Below are 13,960 nucleotides of genomic sequence, written 5' to 3'. Positions count from 1 at the left end.
GAAGCCCTCCTCGCGCCGTGTCGCGAGGAGGGCTCCCACCCCGGGCAGCCCGGCTGGCCGTGGTGTCCCCCGCCGGGGCATCCGGGCCGCACTGCGCCCGCCCATCCCACCCGCACCCTTATGCGGGTTTTTTTCGTGTATGACCACGAGGCGAAGAAGGTTCTCATACGGTCATCTTCAGCAGCTACAACCGATTTGTAGCGAAGGCCGCCTCGCCAGGGCGAAGCGACCTTGTCAGGTACAAGGAGAGGGCAGAGAGCTCCGATGTCCAACTACCTTCGCAATAACGATGACGCCACCAGCAAGACCATCTCCCCGCTCCGGCGTCGCCGGATGTGGCTCGCCACCGGCGTTGTGGGCCTGACCGGAGCGGTCAGCCTCGCCGGCGTGGCCTACGCGACCACCGGGGCCACCGGCCCGCACCGGCTCGCCGACGTCAAGTGGTCGACCACGCAGCAGCTCAGCGACGGCGACTACGGCGACAAGGGCGCCGAGGGCGAGTACGACAAGGACGGGTACGACAAGGACGGGTACGGCAAGGACGGCAAGGACCGCGGCAAGGAAGGCCGCGACCGTGGCGAGTGGGGCCCGGACAAGGGCGAGTGGGGCAAGGACGGCAAGGACGACCACGGCAAGACCCGCGAGGTCCCCTGCAAGGACGACGCCCTGATCGACGCCCTCGAACTGGCCAACCGCGACCACGGCGGCACCATCAAGCTCGCCGAGAACTGCACCTACGAACTCGGCGTCAAGGACCGCAAGTTCGGCTCCGCCCTGCCCGAGATCAAGCAGGACGTCACCATCAAGGGCAACAACTCCACCATCAAGCGCGACGCCGAAGACACCTTCCGCATCTTCCGCGTCGTCGACGGCGGCGACCTCACCCTCAAGGACCTCACCGTCAAGGGCGGCAACGCCAACGAGTTCAAGTACCCCGGCGGCGGCCAGCCGCCGGCCGCCGCTCCGGCGGTAGCGGCCCCGGCTGTCGCGGCCCCGGCTGTCGCGGCTCCGGCCGCGGCGACCACGGCCGCCGCTGTCACGCCCGTCGCGGACGGCATGAACGGCGGCAAGGACGACGACAAGCGGGTCGAGGGCGACGGCGGCGCGCTGCTCGTCGAGCGTGGCGGCAGCGCCTACCTGGACAACGTCAAGCTCGTCGACAACAACGCCGAGGGCGACGGCGGCGCCATCGCCAACTACGGCCGCACCTGGCTCAAGGAGAGCAAGGTCGTCGGCAACCACGCCCAGGGCGACGGCGGCGGCGTCTACAACGAGGGCATCCTCAAGGTCGAGGAGACCCACGTCGACGACAACACCGCAGGCGGCAACGGCGGCGGCATCGCCAACGGCAGCGGCCTGTCCGGTGGGCACGGCCCGGCGGCCTCCGCCGCGCCGAAGGGCTACGACCCGAAGGGCAAGCACCACGAGGCCGGCATCGTCGAGATCTTCGGCTCCGACCACGGCAAGGACGGCGTCAAGTCCACCCTGTCGGACAACCGCGCCGGCAAGAACGGCGGCGGTCTGTTCAGCAGCGGCGGCACCGTCACGGTCTCCTTCACCGCGATCACGGGCAACACCGCCTGCGAGAACGGTGGCGGCGTGTACGCCGAGAACACCGACCTGCTCCTGGAGAAGGTCCACGTCGCCAAGAACCACGCCGACGGCGACGGTGGCGGTGTGGTGGTCACCGGTGGCAAGCACTGGGGCTACCCGGACAACAAGGAGCACGCCAGCGCCACGATCGCCGACAGCAAGATCGTCGACAACACCGCCAACCGCTTCGGCGGCGGCATCTTCAACGGTGAGTGGCTCGTCAAGATCGAGGACGGCTTCATCGTCCGCGACCACGACAAGGACGACAACGCCACCCTCACCATCCGCGACACCGACATCAAGGGCAACACCGCCCTCAACGGCGGCGGCATCTTCAACAACAAGGCGAAGATCACCCTGACCAAGACCCACGTCACCAAGAACACCGCCACCGACTCCAGCAAGCTCCACCGGGTCGCCGGCGGCGTCCTCAACAACGAAGGACGCGTCAAGCTCGACGACAAGTCCCTCATCAGCAACAACGACCCCACCAACTGCGCCAACACCGTCGAGGACTGCTTCAACTGACCTGACGGCCCGGGGTACGCGACCGGCCCCCTGCCACGAAACGTGGCAGGGGGCCGGTCGGCCGTGCGGTCAGCTCTGGACGAACACCGCCACGCTGCGCGCGGGCACGGTGAACGTGCCGGCGGCCCGGTCGAACGACGCGGTACGCAGCGCCGGGTCGGCCGAGTTCCGCAGCACCGGGTGCAGTGCCACGTTCGCCCCGCGCAGCCCGGTGACTGTCTGCTTCGCCGTCTCCGGCGTGGCGTTGAAGACGACTGTCACCGACTTCCACCTCCCGTCCAGCCCTCGCGCGTCGAGGGTCATGGTGAGCACGCCCGGGGTCTCCTTCGTCCCGGACAGCGGGAACGCCACCCGCTTCTGCACCTGGGCGGCGGTGTCGAGCCCGAACACCGGCGAGGACCGGCGGACGCGCAGCAGCTCCGCGTACCGGGCGTCGGCCAGGTCGATCGCCGCGCAGTCCGGCACCAGCGACGGATCGGCCAGCAGCGGCTTCGCGTACGACCACTTGTCCTTGTTGTCGGCCTCCGGCGGCAGGCCGGCGCCGAACCCGTTGCCCTGGGCGCAGTCCCACCGGATCTGGTTGAACCAGTCACCGGAGTTGTACGAGTTGCGGTCCAGCGACTTCGAGCGCAGCCGCTCCGAGCCGGTGGTCACGAACCCGGCACCCTGCCCGAGCGCGGTGGTCGCCAGCGCGAGCACCTGCATCCGGGCCCGGTCCTGCGCCGAGGTCCCCTGCGGCAGCTTGTACGCCAGCGCGTCGTACAGGATCTCGTTGTCGTGCGCGTCGACGTAGGTGACCGCCTCGCCCGGCGCGGCGGTGTACCCGGCCGGGGCGCCGTTGTAGTCGACCTGCGCCCCGGTGACCCGCTTGCCGGTGGAGTCGGTGAACCGGTAGCCGCGCAGGTTCCCGGTCAGCCCCACCTTGATCAGGTCGTGCTGGTGCAGCAGCCGGGCCCGCTGCTCGGCCGCCGAACCGTTGACGTCGTCGCCGTTGGGGTCGGTGTAGAGGCCGGAGGCGAAGCCCTGCGCCCGCGGGTTGGCGTCGAACGGGCCGCCGCCGCGCACCGCGTCGCGGAGCCGGTCGTTGAACGTGCCGACGCCGGTGCCGGCCATGTTGGCCTGGGTGGCCTGCGTGAACCGGGCGTCGTCGGCGACCTCGCCGAAGTTCCAGCCCTCGCCGTACAGCAGGATCTTGCGGCCGTCCACGCCGTCGCGGGCGAGCGTGAGCTTGTCCAGCGCGGCCCGTACGGCGAGGATGTTCGCCTTCGGGTGGTGGCCCATCAGGTCGAACCGGAAGCCGTCGACCTTGTACGCCTTGGCCCAGGTCACCAGCGAGTCCACCACGAGCTTGCCCATCATGGCGTGCTCCGGCGCGGTGTTGGCGCAGCAGGTGGAGTTGGCGACCGTCCCGTCCTCAAGGAGCCGGTGGTAGTAGCCCGGCACCACCTGGTCGAGCACCGACTTCGGGTCGGCGCCGGCGGCCGAGGTGTGGTTGTAGACCACGTCCATGACCACCCGCAGCCCGGCCTTGTTGACTCCGGCGACCATCTGGCGGAACTCGGTGGTGCGCTTCGCGCCGTTCGGGTCGGTGGCGTACCCACCCTCGGGCACCGTGTAGTGCAGCGGGTCGTACCCCCAGTTGTAGCCGTCGGTGCCGGCGACCGCCGCGACGCACTTCTGCTGCTCGTCGGAGTCCGGCGGCAGCGCGGCCAGGTCGCAGTTCGGCCGGGCCTGGTCGGCCCGCTTCTCCGGGATGGTGGCGAAGTCGAAGGCCGGCAGCAGGTGCAGGTGGTTGACCCCGGCGTCGCCGAGCTTGCGCAGGTGCTTCATGCCGGCGCTGTTCGGGTCGGTGAACGCCAGGTAGGTGCCCCGCCGGTCGGCGGGGACCGTGGTGTCGGCGATGGAGAAGTCCCGTACCGACAGCTCGGAGATCTGGACCTTGGACGCCGGCGGCGCGGCCGGCTTGCGCAGGTTCGCCCAGCCGGCCGGCGCGAGCGCCGGGTCGGTCAGGTCGACGATCTGGCTGTGCGTGGAGTTCGGCGCGAGCGCCACCGAGTACGGGTCGGTCACCGACGCGGTGACCATCTTCTGCGTGGCCGGCTGCCACGCCTGCACCCGGTAGCGGTAGTAGCGGCCGTTCCACGCCTTCGTGCCGCGTACCGACCAGACGCCGGTGCGGTCGTCGCGGCGCATCGCCACGGTGGCCGGCTGGGCCGTGGGCGAGTCGAACAGTTCCAGCGACACGGTCCGCGCGGTCGGAGCCCACACCGCCAGGGTGGGCACCCGGCCGGCGAACGTCGGCCCGAGCTTCGCGCCGGTCGCCGCCGCGTAGACGTCGTCGAGCACGCCGGGGATCTGCACGCCGGTGGCGGCGAGCAGCGCGCCCTCGGCGTCCCGCTCGGTCACCACGATCTGGCCGCGCAGCGCCGCCGGCACCCGGGCCAGGTCGGCGCGGTCCAGCGAGAAGGCGCGCGAGGCCCAGAGATGGGGGTACGCCTGCCGTTGCGCCTCGGTCAGCCCGTTGCGCTGCGCCCGCAGCGCGATGGTGGTGTACGTGCCGGTCAGCTCACCGTCGGCGAGGCCGATCCCACCGGCCGGGGCGACTGCCAGCGCGTACCGCCTGCCGTCGGTCGGCCCGGTCGCCCACGCCACCGTGGACCTGTCGATCCACTGCGCCTTCTGCTTGGTCAGGTCGAGATCCTTCGCGGCGCCGGACGTGGTGGTCGGCAGCAGCCGTCCCTTCACGCCGGCGAGCAGCCACACCTCGCGCCCGGCGGTGGCGAAGTCGAGCCGCTGGTCCTCGGGCTGATCCTTCTCGTCGCCTCGGTGGATGATGTAGCTCAGCCCGGTCGCCCCGGCGGCGAGGGGCACCCGGAACACCGCGCCGTACGCGTCGGTCTTCTCCGGCTTGAGCGGGGCGGCCCAGTCGGTCGGGTTGGCCGCGCCGTCCCACAGGTGCAGGCCCCAGCCGTCGTAGTTCCCGTCGGCCTTGCGCCAGTGGATCAGCGCGGTGTCCTGGGCGACGGGCGGGTCGGGCTCACCGGTGGCGGCCTGCCGCGTCGGGTAGACGGCCGGGTCGCCCTGCTTGACCCAGACCTCGCCGGTCGCAGTCACGTCGATGGTGCGGTCGTTCGCGACGTCCTTGTTGCCGTCGCCGTCGATCACGAGGAACCCGACCGTCTTCGCACCGGGCTTGAGCTTGACCCAGGCGAACCGGCCGTACGAGTCCTCACCGGCGAACGGCTGCCCGGCGGGCCACTGCGTCACGTACGCCGGGTCGATGTCGCCCCAGGCGTAGAGCCGCCAGTCGTCGTACCCGCCGGCCGGACGCTGGTAGTGCACGATCGCCCAGTCCCGCGACGCGCCCTGGGCGGGGGTGCCGACGGTGCCGGTGGCCCGGGCGGTGGCGGTGCGGCCCTTGCCGTCGCGGACCACCGCCTTGTACTCCACGCGGGTGCCGCCGGGCAGGCCGGTCAGGTCGTGGTGCACGGTGTACGGCGCGCGGTGCGCGGTGCCCAGCAGCGTCCACTTGCCGCCCGCGACCCGGGCGGCGAACGTGACGGTGGCGAGCGGGTCGCCGGTCACCTGGGCGGTGACGGCGGCCTTGCCGGGCACCGGGTCGTCGCCCGGCTCGGTGATCGTGATCGTCGGTGCCCCGGCCTGCGGGATCGCCCGGTCGGCCTTGAGCACCAGCGCCGACATGGCCGGCACGGTGACGCTCAGCTTGCCGTCCGCGCCGGCGGTCGCGCCGGTGGCGCCGCCGTACACGCCGGTGAAGCGGGCGCCGGCCGACCAGGTGTCCACTGTGACAGTCTGCGGCGTCGCGGCGTTGTTCACCGCCGCCACGTACTCGATCCGGTCGGCGGGCAGGACGCGGGAGAACGCGAAGACGCCCGGCCCGTCGGCCGCGTACCGGGTCACCTGCACGCCGTCGCGCAGCGCCGGGTGCGCCGTCCGCAGCTCGCCCAGCTCGGCGATGGTCCGGTAGAGCGGGTGGCGGGTGTCGTACTGGTCGGCGGCGTGGGTGCGGGTGGTGCCGATCAGGTCGTCGTCGAGGTAGTCGGCGGTCCGCGAGGCGAACATGTCCTGCCGGGCGTCCTTGTCGCCACCCGGTCCGGTGAAGCCCTGCTCGTCTCCGGAGTAGACGACCGGCTGGCCGCGGGTGAGGAACATGAGCTGGTGGGCGAGCCGGCTGCGGTTCAGCTGGGCGGCGTCGTCACCACCGGCGGCGGCGACGAACGAGCCGATCCGGCCCATGTCGTGGTTGCCCAGGAACGTGGTGAGCCGGTTGGCGTTCGTGTCCCGCGCGGAGTACAGGTCGTCCTTGGCGTAGACGTCGGCGAGCGACTTGGCCGAGCCGTCGGCGGCGGCGTACCCGCGTGCCGCCTCCTGGAACGAGAAGTCGAGCGTGGCGGGCAGTCCGCCCTGCCGAACGTAGGTGGACTGGATCTCCTGCTCGGCGCTGTAGACCTCGCCGAACATGAAGAAGTCCTTCTTGCCGGCCTTCGCGGCGGCGGCGTCGATGCCGCGGGCGAACTGCGGCCAGAAGTCGAGGTTGGCGTGCTTGACCGTGTCGAGGCGGAACCCGTCCACGCCGGCCTTGCCGATCCACTGGGCGTAGATGTCGGTCATGCCGCGGACCACCTCGGGACGCTCGGTCCACAGGTCGTCGAGGCCGAAGAAGTCGCCGTACTCGCTGTTCTCCCCGGCGAAGGTGGAGTCACCGCGGTTGTGGTACATGGTCGGGTCGTTCAGCCACGCCGGTACCTTGACCTTCGCGTCGGCCGGGGTGGCGAACACCGGGGTGTACGGGAACGACGTCGAGTTCACCGCCGGGAACTTCCGGGTGCCGTCGGCGTAGTTGCGGTCCTCGAAGGGACGCCCCTGCGCGTCGCGGTACGGCGCGGTCTTCTTGTCCACGTAGCCGTACTTGTCCTCGGCGTACCGGATGACGTCGGCGGTGTGGTTGACGATGATGTCGAGGTAGACCTTGATGCCCCGCCGGTGGGCCAGGTCGACCAGCTTCTTCAGCTCCGCGTTGGTGCCGAAGTGCGGGTCGACCTGGGTGAAGTCGGTGATCCAGTAGCCGTGGTAGCCGGCCGAGACATCCGCGCCGGTGCCCTGCACCGGCCGGTTCTTGAAGATCGGCGCAAGCCAGATGGCGGTGGTGCCGAGCCCCTGGATGTAGTCCATCCGGTCGATCAGGCCCTTGAGGTCGCCACCGTGGTAGAAGCCCTTGTCGGCCGGGTCGAGGCCGGTGGTGAGCCGGCCGCCGGTCAGACCGCCGGTGTCGTTGCGCTTGTCGCCGTTGGCGAACCGGTCGGGCAGGACGAAGTAGAACTGCTCGGCCTTGGCGGTGCCGGTGCCGGCCTTGAGGAGCGCGTCGGGGGAGGGCTCGCGGTTCCACTGCAGAGCATTGCCGGCGGCCAGGACGTCGGGGGTGGCGGCCGGGGCGGTGGCGTCGGCGCCGAGCTGGTGGAGAGCCACCGGCACGCCGACGAGAGTGAGTACGAGGGAGGTGACCAGGGCGAGCAGCGCCTTGGGGGATATCGGCGGCGGTTTCATCGACGGCCTTTCTCTGGTCGCTGATTCGCCCGCACGCTAGCCCTTGCCGAAACATTCTGCAATACCTTGCAAACCATGCCGCAACAAAGCAGTCACCTTGCAAGAGGAGACACTCGCGCCGGCCCCGACCGGGCCGCCGGATCTAACGGTCGGTGCAGGGCGTGCCGTCGACAGTGCAGCTCACCGGCCGGGTGCCGGCCCGCTCGATGTGGAACCGCACCGGCACGGACTGCCCGGGGGCCAGGTCGAACCCGCTGCGGTAGGTGAACACGCCGTCGTCGAAGCGGAACACGCCCTGCTCGGCGCCCTCGACCCAGGCGGTGACCAGCCGGCCACCGGGGAACACCGCGCGCACCGTCCAGCCCTGCGGCGTACGCGCGGTGTTGACCAGCAGCACCTCGCCGATGAAGCCGCCGTCGAAGGCGCTCATCACGCTGTACCGGCCGGTCACCGCGGACGGCGGCGGCGCGGGAGGCGGCGGCGGGGGCAGCACCGGCCGGGCCACGCCCCGAGGGCTGGGGGTCGGCGCGGCCGGCGTCGGCCGGGCGGGCAGCACCGTGGACCGGGGAGACAGGCCCGGCACCACCGGAGCGGTGGCGGCCACCGGCGACGGGCCGGTGGCGCTGACCGCCGTGGGCGTCAGCGGGACGTGCGGCAGCGACATCACCGGATCCGCCGGACCGGCCGCCGGGAACGTACGCCGGCCCCGCACCGAACCGAGCGCCACCACCAGCAGGACCACCATCACGACCACGCCCGCGGCGACGAGGATCCAGGGGGACGAGGTCATGGCGGTCCCGGGCTGCGGGCCGGGACGACGCGTGCGGGACATGGTCCTCCTGTCGGGGTCCGGGCCAGCGTAGCCACACGGACCGGGTCGCGGCGAGCACTCCGATCGGGGCCTGCCGCACGGCGTGGACACCTGATACCTTGCACGCCGATCAATGACCACAATGGCTCGTCGAGCCGGTAGGACGGTTGGCCAGTGAGTGAGTGGCAGGGCAACATCCGGCGGGCGTCCACGGCGGACGCAGCCGTCGTGACCGCGATCCTCGCCGAGGCGTTCATGCGGGATCCGGTGAGCGGCTGGGTCTTCCCGGCCGACGACCACCGCGCTCGGGTCCATCCCGCCTTCTTCGGACCGTTCGTCGCGCTGGCGCTGCGCACCGGTGAGGTGCACGTCGCCGGCGACGGCCTGGGCGCCACGCTCTGGCTGCCCACCGGCGAAGGACACGACGCCGACGAGGGCGACGAGTTCGACGAGATGGAGGCCGCGATCGGCGCGGAGGCCATGAAGCGGTTCGGCGTGCTGGACGAGATGATGAGCGCCCGGCACCCGGCTGAGCCGCACTGGTACCTGCCCTTCATCGCGGTACACCCCGACCATCACGGCAAGGGCGTCGGCTCGGCGCTGCTGCGTAACAAGCTGGCCGAGCTGGATCAGGCCGGCACCGCGGCGTACCTGGAGGCCAGTTCGCCGCGCAACGCCGCGCTCTACGAGCGGCTCGGATTCCGGCGCCGCCCGCTCACGCTGGACCTGCCGGAGGGCCCCAGCCTCTACCCGATGTGGCGCGACCCGGCCTGACCGGTACCGTCCCGCCCCGGCTCGGCCCGGGGCGGGACGTCATCGCCGTACCGTCGTGGTGGTGACGTCGAGCGCGCCCACGACGGCGGCGAGCAGCCCTTCGAGCTGAGCCGGCAGGAACCGGCGGCAGTCGCGCATCCGCGTGGCCACCTGCGGGTCGAAGATGTGCGTGGCCAGCCCGACCGCCTCGGCGAGGGTCGCCAGCAGCAGCGTGCCCGGGTCCAGTTCGGCCGGGGACGAGTGCATCAGCATCGCGGTCAGCCGCACCCGCGGTGAGGCCGCCTGGTTCGGGTCGATGGCCGGCCAGCGCACCATCCGGCCGATCAGCTTGCCCTGCTCGCGCCGGAGCACGCCGGCGGTGACCAGCCGGGTGCCCACGCGCTCGTTGATGTTGAGCTGGGTCCGCAGGTAGCGGATCCACAGCCGGGCCGGATGCGCACCCTCGCGGCGCAGGATCTCGGTGATCAGCAGGTCGGTGAGCGGCTCCTGCCACAACCGCGGATCGACAGCGGCGATCCCCCCTCCGTCGAGGGCGATCCGGCCCTCGAACATCAGCTCGGCGAGCGCGGCGCCAGCCAGCCCGCACTCCAGCCGGTCGACGGCGACATGTGGCTTGCCGGTGAACTCGTCGTGTCCGATAAGGAACAGCGCATCCGCAAGCCGGTAAGTGGCCTGCGCCCCGGGGTAGGTCATGGTCCATCCTCGAACGGTGGCCGTGATCGTCGACACGGGACGGTACGGCATGACCACGCACAGCTCAATTCCGGCCGATCACGCGCACCCCAATCGATATCGAAGCGGGGTTGTCACGATCAGTGATCACCAATACCCTGCTTCAGGTTGTTCCGAAGTAGACACCTCAATCCCCTCACCCCCTCCCCTGGAGAAGCCTTGTCCTCCGATCCGTTCTTCTCCGACGGTGGGCTGCGCCGCGGTCGTCTCGGCACCGCCCACCTCGTCTTCTTCACCGTCGCCGCGTCCGCCCCGCTGACCGTTCTCGGCGGTGGTGTCACCACCATGTACGCGGTCAGCGGCAACATCGGCGCCGCGCTCGGATACGTGCTCCTCGCCGCCGTGCTCGCCGTCTTCGCCACCGGCTACGCCGCGATGAGCCGGTACGTCGCCAACGCCGGCGCGTTCTACGCGTACATCGCCAACGGCCTCGGCCGGGCCGGCGGGGTGGCCGGCTCGGCTGTCGCGCTGGCGGCGTACAACGCGATCCAGATCGGTCTCTACGGCCTGCTCGGCGCGATCCTGGGCGACTTCATGGACGCCAAGACCGGCATCAGTCTCGACTGGTGGGTCTGGGCGCTGCTGGCCTGGGTGTTCATCGGCGCGCTCGGCGTCCTGCGCATCGACCTCAACGCCACGGTCCTCGCCGTGCTGCTCATCCTCGAGTGCGTGGCCGTGCTGATCTTCGACCTGGTCGCCTTCGCCAACCCCGACGGCGGCACCGTCACCACCGCCGGCATCAGCCCCGGCCACCTGTTCGGCGCCGGCTTCGGCGCGGTGCTCGCGTTCACCATCGCCTCCTTCACCGGCTTCGAGAGCGGCGCCATCTACAGCGAGGAGGTCAAGGACCCGCGGCGCACGGTCGCCCGGGCCACCTACATCGCGGTCGCGTTCACCGGCCTGTTCTACGCCTTCTCCGCCTGGGCGCTGACCGTGCTCACCGGTCCGGAGAACGCCCCGGCGGCCAGTGCCGAGGCGGGGCCGGGCATCATCTTCGGCGCACTCGACCAGTACACCGGCGCGGTCGTCGCGGACATCGCCAACGTCCTGTTCATCACCAGCGTGCTGGCCGCCCTGCTGTCGTTCCACAACGGCGTGGCGCGTTACCTGTTCGCCCTGGGCCGGGAGCGGGTGCTGCCGGGCTTCCTCGGCGCCACCTCCAGCCGCAGCGGCGCGCCGGTCGCGGGCTCGCTCGTGCAGAGCGTCCTCGCAGTGGTGGTGTTCCTGGCGTTCGCGATGACCGGCCGTGACCCGGTCATCGACCTGTTCACCTGGCTGTCCGGCGCCGCGGCCGTCGGCGTCGTGCTGCTGATGACGCTCACCTCGGCCTCCGTGGTGGGCTTCTTCCGGGGCCGCCCCGGCCCGGAGAGCGCGTGGCAGCGGGCGATCGCCCCGGCGCTCGGCACGGTCCTGCTCACCGCCGTGCTGCTGGTGCTGCTGTTCAACTTCGACGCGCTGCTCGCCCCCGACACGGCGAGCTACCTGAAGTGGCTGCTGCCGGCGATCCCGGTGGCGGCGGGCGTGGTCGGCCTGATCTGGGGCGCGATCCTGCGTACCAGCCGGCCGGACACGTACCGCCGGATCGGCCAGGTCACCGAGGAGGGCCTGCACGAGCCCGGCCTGCACCCGGCCCCCGAGGCCGACCGCTGGGCCGGCGCCCACCACCGCTGACACCGGTCGGTGCGGCGGCCGGCCCGCGTGGCCGGCCGCCGCACCACCACGATCAGGCGGTACGGATGACGGTGCAGATCACCGGGCCGTCCTCGGTGGTGCGCAGCAGATAGCGGTAGCGCTCGCCGGGCACCGCGCCGCCCTGGCTGTCCAGGAACTCCCAGCGCACCGCAACCTCGGTGAGCAGTGCCGAGATCTGCTGCACGTCCTCGATCTGCGCGTTCGCGGCGACGAGTTCCCGCTCCTGGTAGTCCGGGGCGGCGCCGACGAAGCTGAGCGCCACCGCCGCGGGCGAGGTGAACGAGAAGCTGTAGGTGTCGGCGACCACCAGCCCGGGCAGGGCGTAGCAGCCGGCGATGGCCGGCACGTCGGCGGTGGTCAGCGCCACGCCGTACCGGTCGAAGAAGTCGGTGAGCGTGTCGAGGTCGGTGGAAGCCGTCACGACGCTCCTCATTACCGGCACGCCCCGGCGGCAAACCTGGTCAGCGCGGCGGGATCTGCACCTCGATCTCGGCACCGAGGTGCGCGCCGCCGTTGAGGGCCAGGTCGTCGCCGCTCCAGAACCGCCCCGGGTCGTACCAGTTGGGCCGTCGCCCGGCGGGCAGCAGGCCCATCGCCTCGTAGGTAACAGCGACCACCTCGGCGCAGTACGCCGTCTCCAGTGCTGCGGCGTTCTCCCTGCTGGTGTCGCCGATCCTGCTCGTGTCGGCGGTCCTGCTGGTGTCGGCGGTCCTGCTGGTGTCGGCGGCCCTGCCCCGGAGGCCGCCGAGGCTCAGGCGGGGCGGGTGCGGCAGCCGCCCCCGGGCCCACCGCCAGGCGAGCTGCGCGGTGGACGGGAACGGTGTCCCGTCCAGACGAGCCACGGTACGCAGCACCGCCTCCTCCATCGCCGTGTCGGCCGGCGGTTCGAGCTGGCGCAGCCAGCCCCGCTGGCCGTACCGGTTGCCCCAGACGCAGACCGCGTCCCGGAGGTCGTGCAGCTGCACGCCGCGCTGGTGGGTGCCGGTCCACATGTCCGGCAGCGAACGGCCCAGCTCGGCGTGCCACATCAGCGGCGGCATGTCGTCGAGCACCACGGCCATGCCCACGTGGTTCACCGGGCTGTTCGTGGTGAGCTGGATGGCCCGGTCGGGCACGCTGCGTCCGCGGAACACCCACAGATCGCCGGTGCGGGTCAGCTCCACGGCCTCGTCCAGGCTGATGCTCATGGAGGACTACCCTATGCGGATGCGGCAACGGATGCGGTGGTGGAAGGTACTCGGGCTCGCGGGTCTCGCCGGCGTCGCGGCGACCGGAGTGGTCGTGGCGCGGGCCGAGCGGCGGCGCCGGGCGTACACCCCGGAGGAGATCCGGGACCGGCTGCGCGAACGGCACGCCAAGGCGTCCTCGTCGTCCTGACCGGACAGTCGCGGGCGGCGGATTCTCCTACCATCGCCATGATGGGAACCGTTTTCTGGGAGAGCCCGTTCGTCCTCGATCCCCCGCCCGCCGCCGTGGAACGGCACGGCGACGTCGACCTGCACGTGCCCGTGGGCGACGGCCGGCATCCCGCTGTCGTCGTCGTGCACGGCGTACCGGGGCCGCCCGAAGCACCCGACGCGCGGGACTGGCCGCTCTACCGCGGCTACGGCGCGCTGCTCGCCGAGGCAGGCGTGCTGACCGCGATCCCCCGGCTCACCGTCGCGAGCCCCGACGACCTGTACACGGTCGCCGCGCGGGTCGCCGCCGCCGCCGAAATGCTCCGCGCCGACCCGCGCGTCGACGCCGACCGGCTCGGGCTGTGGTTCTTCTCCGGCGCCGGCCTGCTGCTCGGCGACTGGCTCCGCGACCCGCCCGCCTGGCTGCGGGGCGTGGCCGCCACCTATCCCCTGCTGGCGCCGCTGCCCGGATGGCCGCCGGTGGACCCGCGCTTCCGCCCGATCGACGCCCTCGACCTGCCCGCCGGCGCAGGTGTCGGAGCCGCGCAGACGGAGGGCGCGGCACGGCCGACGCTCGTGCTGACCCGGGCCGGGCGGGAGCGGCCCGAGGTCGCCCCCACGATCGAGGCGTTCACGGCTGTCGCGCAGCGTCGCGGCATCCCGTTGTGCGTGGTGGACGTGCCGAACGGGCAGCACGGATTCGACGCGCTGGACCACACCGAGGAGTCCCGCGACGCAGTTCGCGCCGCCCGCGACACCCTGCTCACCCTGCTCACCGCCCCCTGACCACCGGCACGCGCCCCGCCCCGTCGATCATGAAGTTGACGGCGTTTCCTGTCCGTTTTGTCGCCGCCAACTTCATGATCGA

The 13,960-nt window shown here is 71.7% G+C and carries 10 protein-coding genes; 5 read left to right on the top strand and 5 right to left on the bottom strand.

Annotation, left to right across the window (positions count from 1 at the left end; all coding sequences use genetic code 11):
• The first annotated feature begins 264 nt into the window (after positions 1 to 264).
• The gene (locus FB454_RS26300) at positions 265 to 2,121 is read left to right on the top strand and encodes a hypothetical protein (RefSeq protein WP_145823701.1); all 1,857 of its coding nucleotides are present in this window, start codon (positions 265 to 267) and stop codon (positions 2,119 to 2,121) included.
• Between the two features lie 69 nt (positions 2,122 to 2,190).
• Here the strand turns inward: FB454_RS26300 and pulA are convergent, their stop codons facing one another.
• Positions 2,191 to 7,686 carry a pullulanase-type alpha-1,6-glucosidase gene (gene pulA, locus FB454_RS26295; RefSeq protein WP_145823700.1) on the bottom strand — a complete coding sequence of 1,832 codons (5,496 nt, stop codon included), beginning with the start codon at positions 7,684 to 7,686 and terminating at the stop codon, positions 2,191 to 2,193.
• A 142-nt stretch (positions 7,687 to 7,828) separates the two neighbouring features.
• Complete coding sequence (locus tag FB454_RS26290) at positions 7,829 to 8,518, bottom strand: cellulose binding domain-containing protein (RefSeq protein WP_013287392.1); 690 nt, start codon at positions 8,516 to 8,518, stop codon at positions 7,829 to 7,831.
• A gap of 153 nt (positions 8,519 to 8,671) precedes the next feature.
• On the opposite strand from FB454_RS26290, the gene FB454_RS26285 reads away from it, so the two are divergent.
• A complete protein-coding gene (locus FB454_RS26285; protein WP_013287393.1) occupies positions 8,672 to 9,271 on the top strand; it encodes a GNAT family N-acetyltransferase in 600 nt (199 codons plus the stop codon).
• A gap of 39 nt (positions 9,272 to 9,310) precedes the next feature.
• On the opposite strand, the gene FB454_RS26280 is transcribed toward FB454_RS26285, so the two are convergent.
• Entirely contained in the window at positions 9,311 to 9,964 is a 654-nt protein-coding gene (locus FB454_RS26280; RefSeq protein WP_013287394.1) for a GOLPH3/VPS74 family protein, read from the bottom strand.
• Positions 9,965 to 10,162: 198 nt separating this feature from the next.
• On the opposite strand from FB454_RS26280, the gene FB454_RS26275 reads away from it, so the two are divergent.
• Positions 10,163 to 11,674 (top strand): APC family permease, encoded by a 1,512-nt coding sequence (locus FB454_RS26275; protein ID WP_013475927.1) that lies wholly within the window; start codon positions 10,163 to 10,165, stop codon positions 11,672 to 11,674.
• Between the two features lie 52 nt (positions 11,675 to 11,726).
• Here the strand turns inward: FB454_RS26275 and FB454_RS26270 are convergent, their stop codons facing one another.
• Entirely contained in the window at positions 11,727 to 12,116 is a 390-nt protein-coding gene (locus tag FB454_RS26270) for a hypothetical protein (protein ID WP_030274248.1), read from the bottom strand.
• Between the two features lie 40 nt (positions 12,117 to 12,156).
• On the bottom strand, positions 12,157 to 12,882 hold the full coding sequence (locus tag FB454_RS26265; RefSeq protein WP_145823699.1) for a C40 family peptidase: 726 nt from the start codon (positions 12,880 to 12,882) through the stop codon (positions 12,157 to 12,159).
• Here FB454_RS26265 and FB454_RS26260 point away from each other — a divergent pair.
• A complete protein-coding gene (locus tag FB454_RS26260; protein WP_139135452.1) occupies positions 12,881 to 13,072 on the top strand; it encodes a hypothetical protein in 192 nt (63 codons plus the stop codon). The two genes, FB454_RS26265 and FB454_RS26260, sit on opposite strands and share 2 nt — an antisense overlap.
• Before the next feature lie 41 nt (positions 13,073 to 13,113).
• Positions 13,114 to 13,878: a hypothetical protein gene (locus FB454_RS26255; protein ID WP_486485458.1), complete on the top strand. Its 765-nt coding sequence runs from the start codon at positions 13,114 to 13,116 to the stop codon at positions 13,876 to 13,878.
• Positions 13,879 to 13,960: the final 82 nt, after the last annotated feature.

Source organism: Micromonospora sp. CNZ297 (assembly GCF_007827625.1).
The sequence above is the reverse complement of the archived record's forward strand: the minus strand, read 5'-3'. Positions and strand labels throughout refer to the sequence as shown.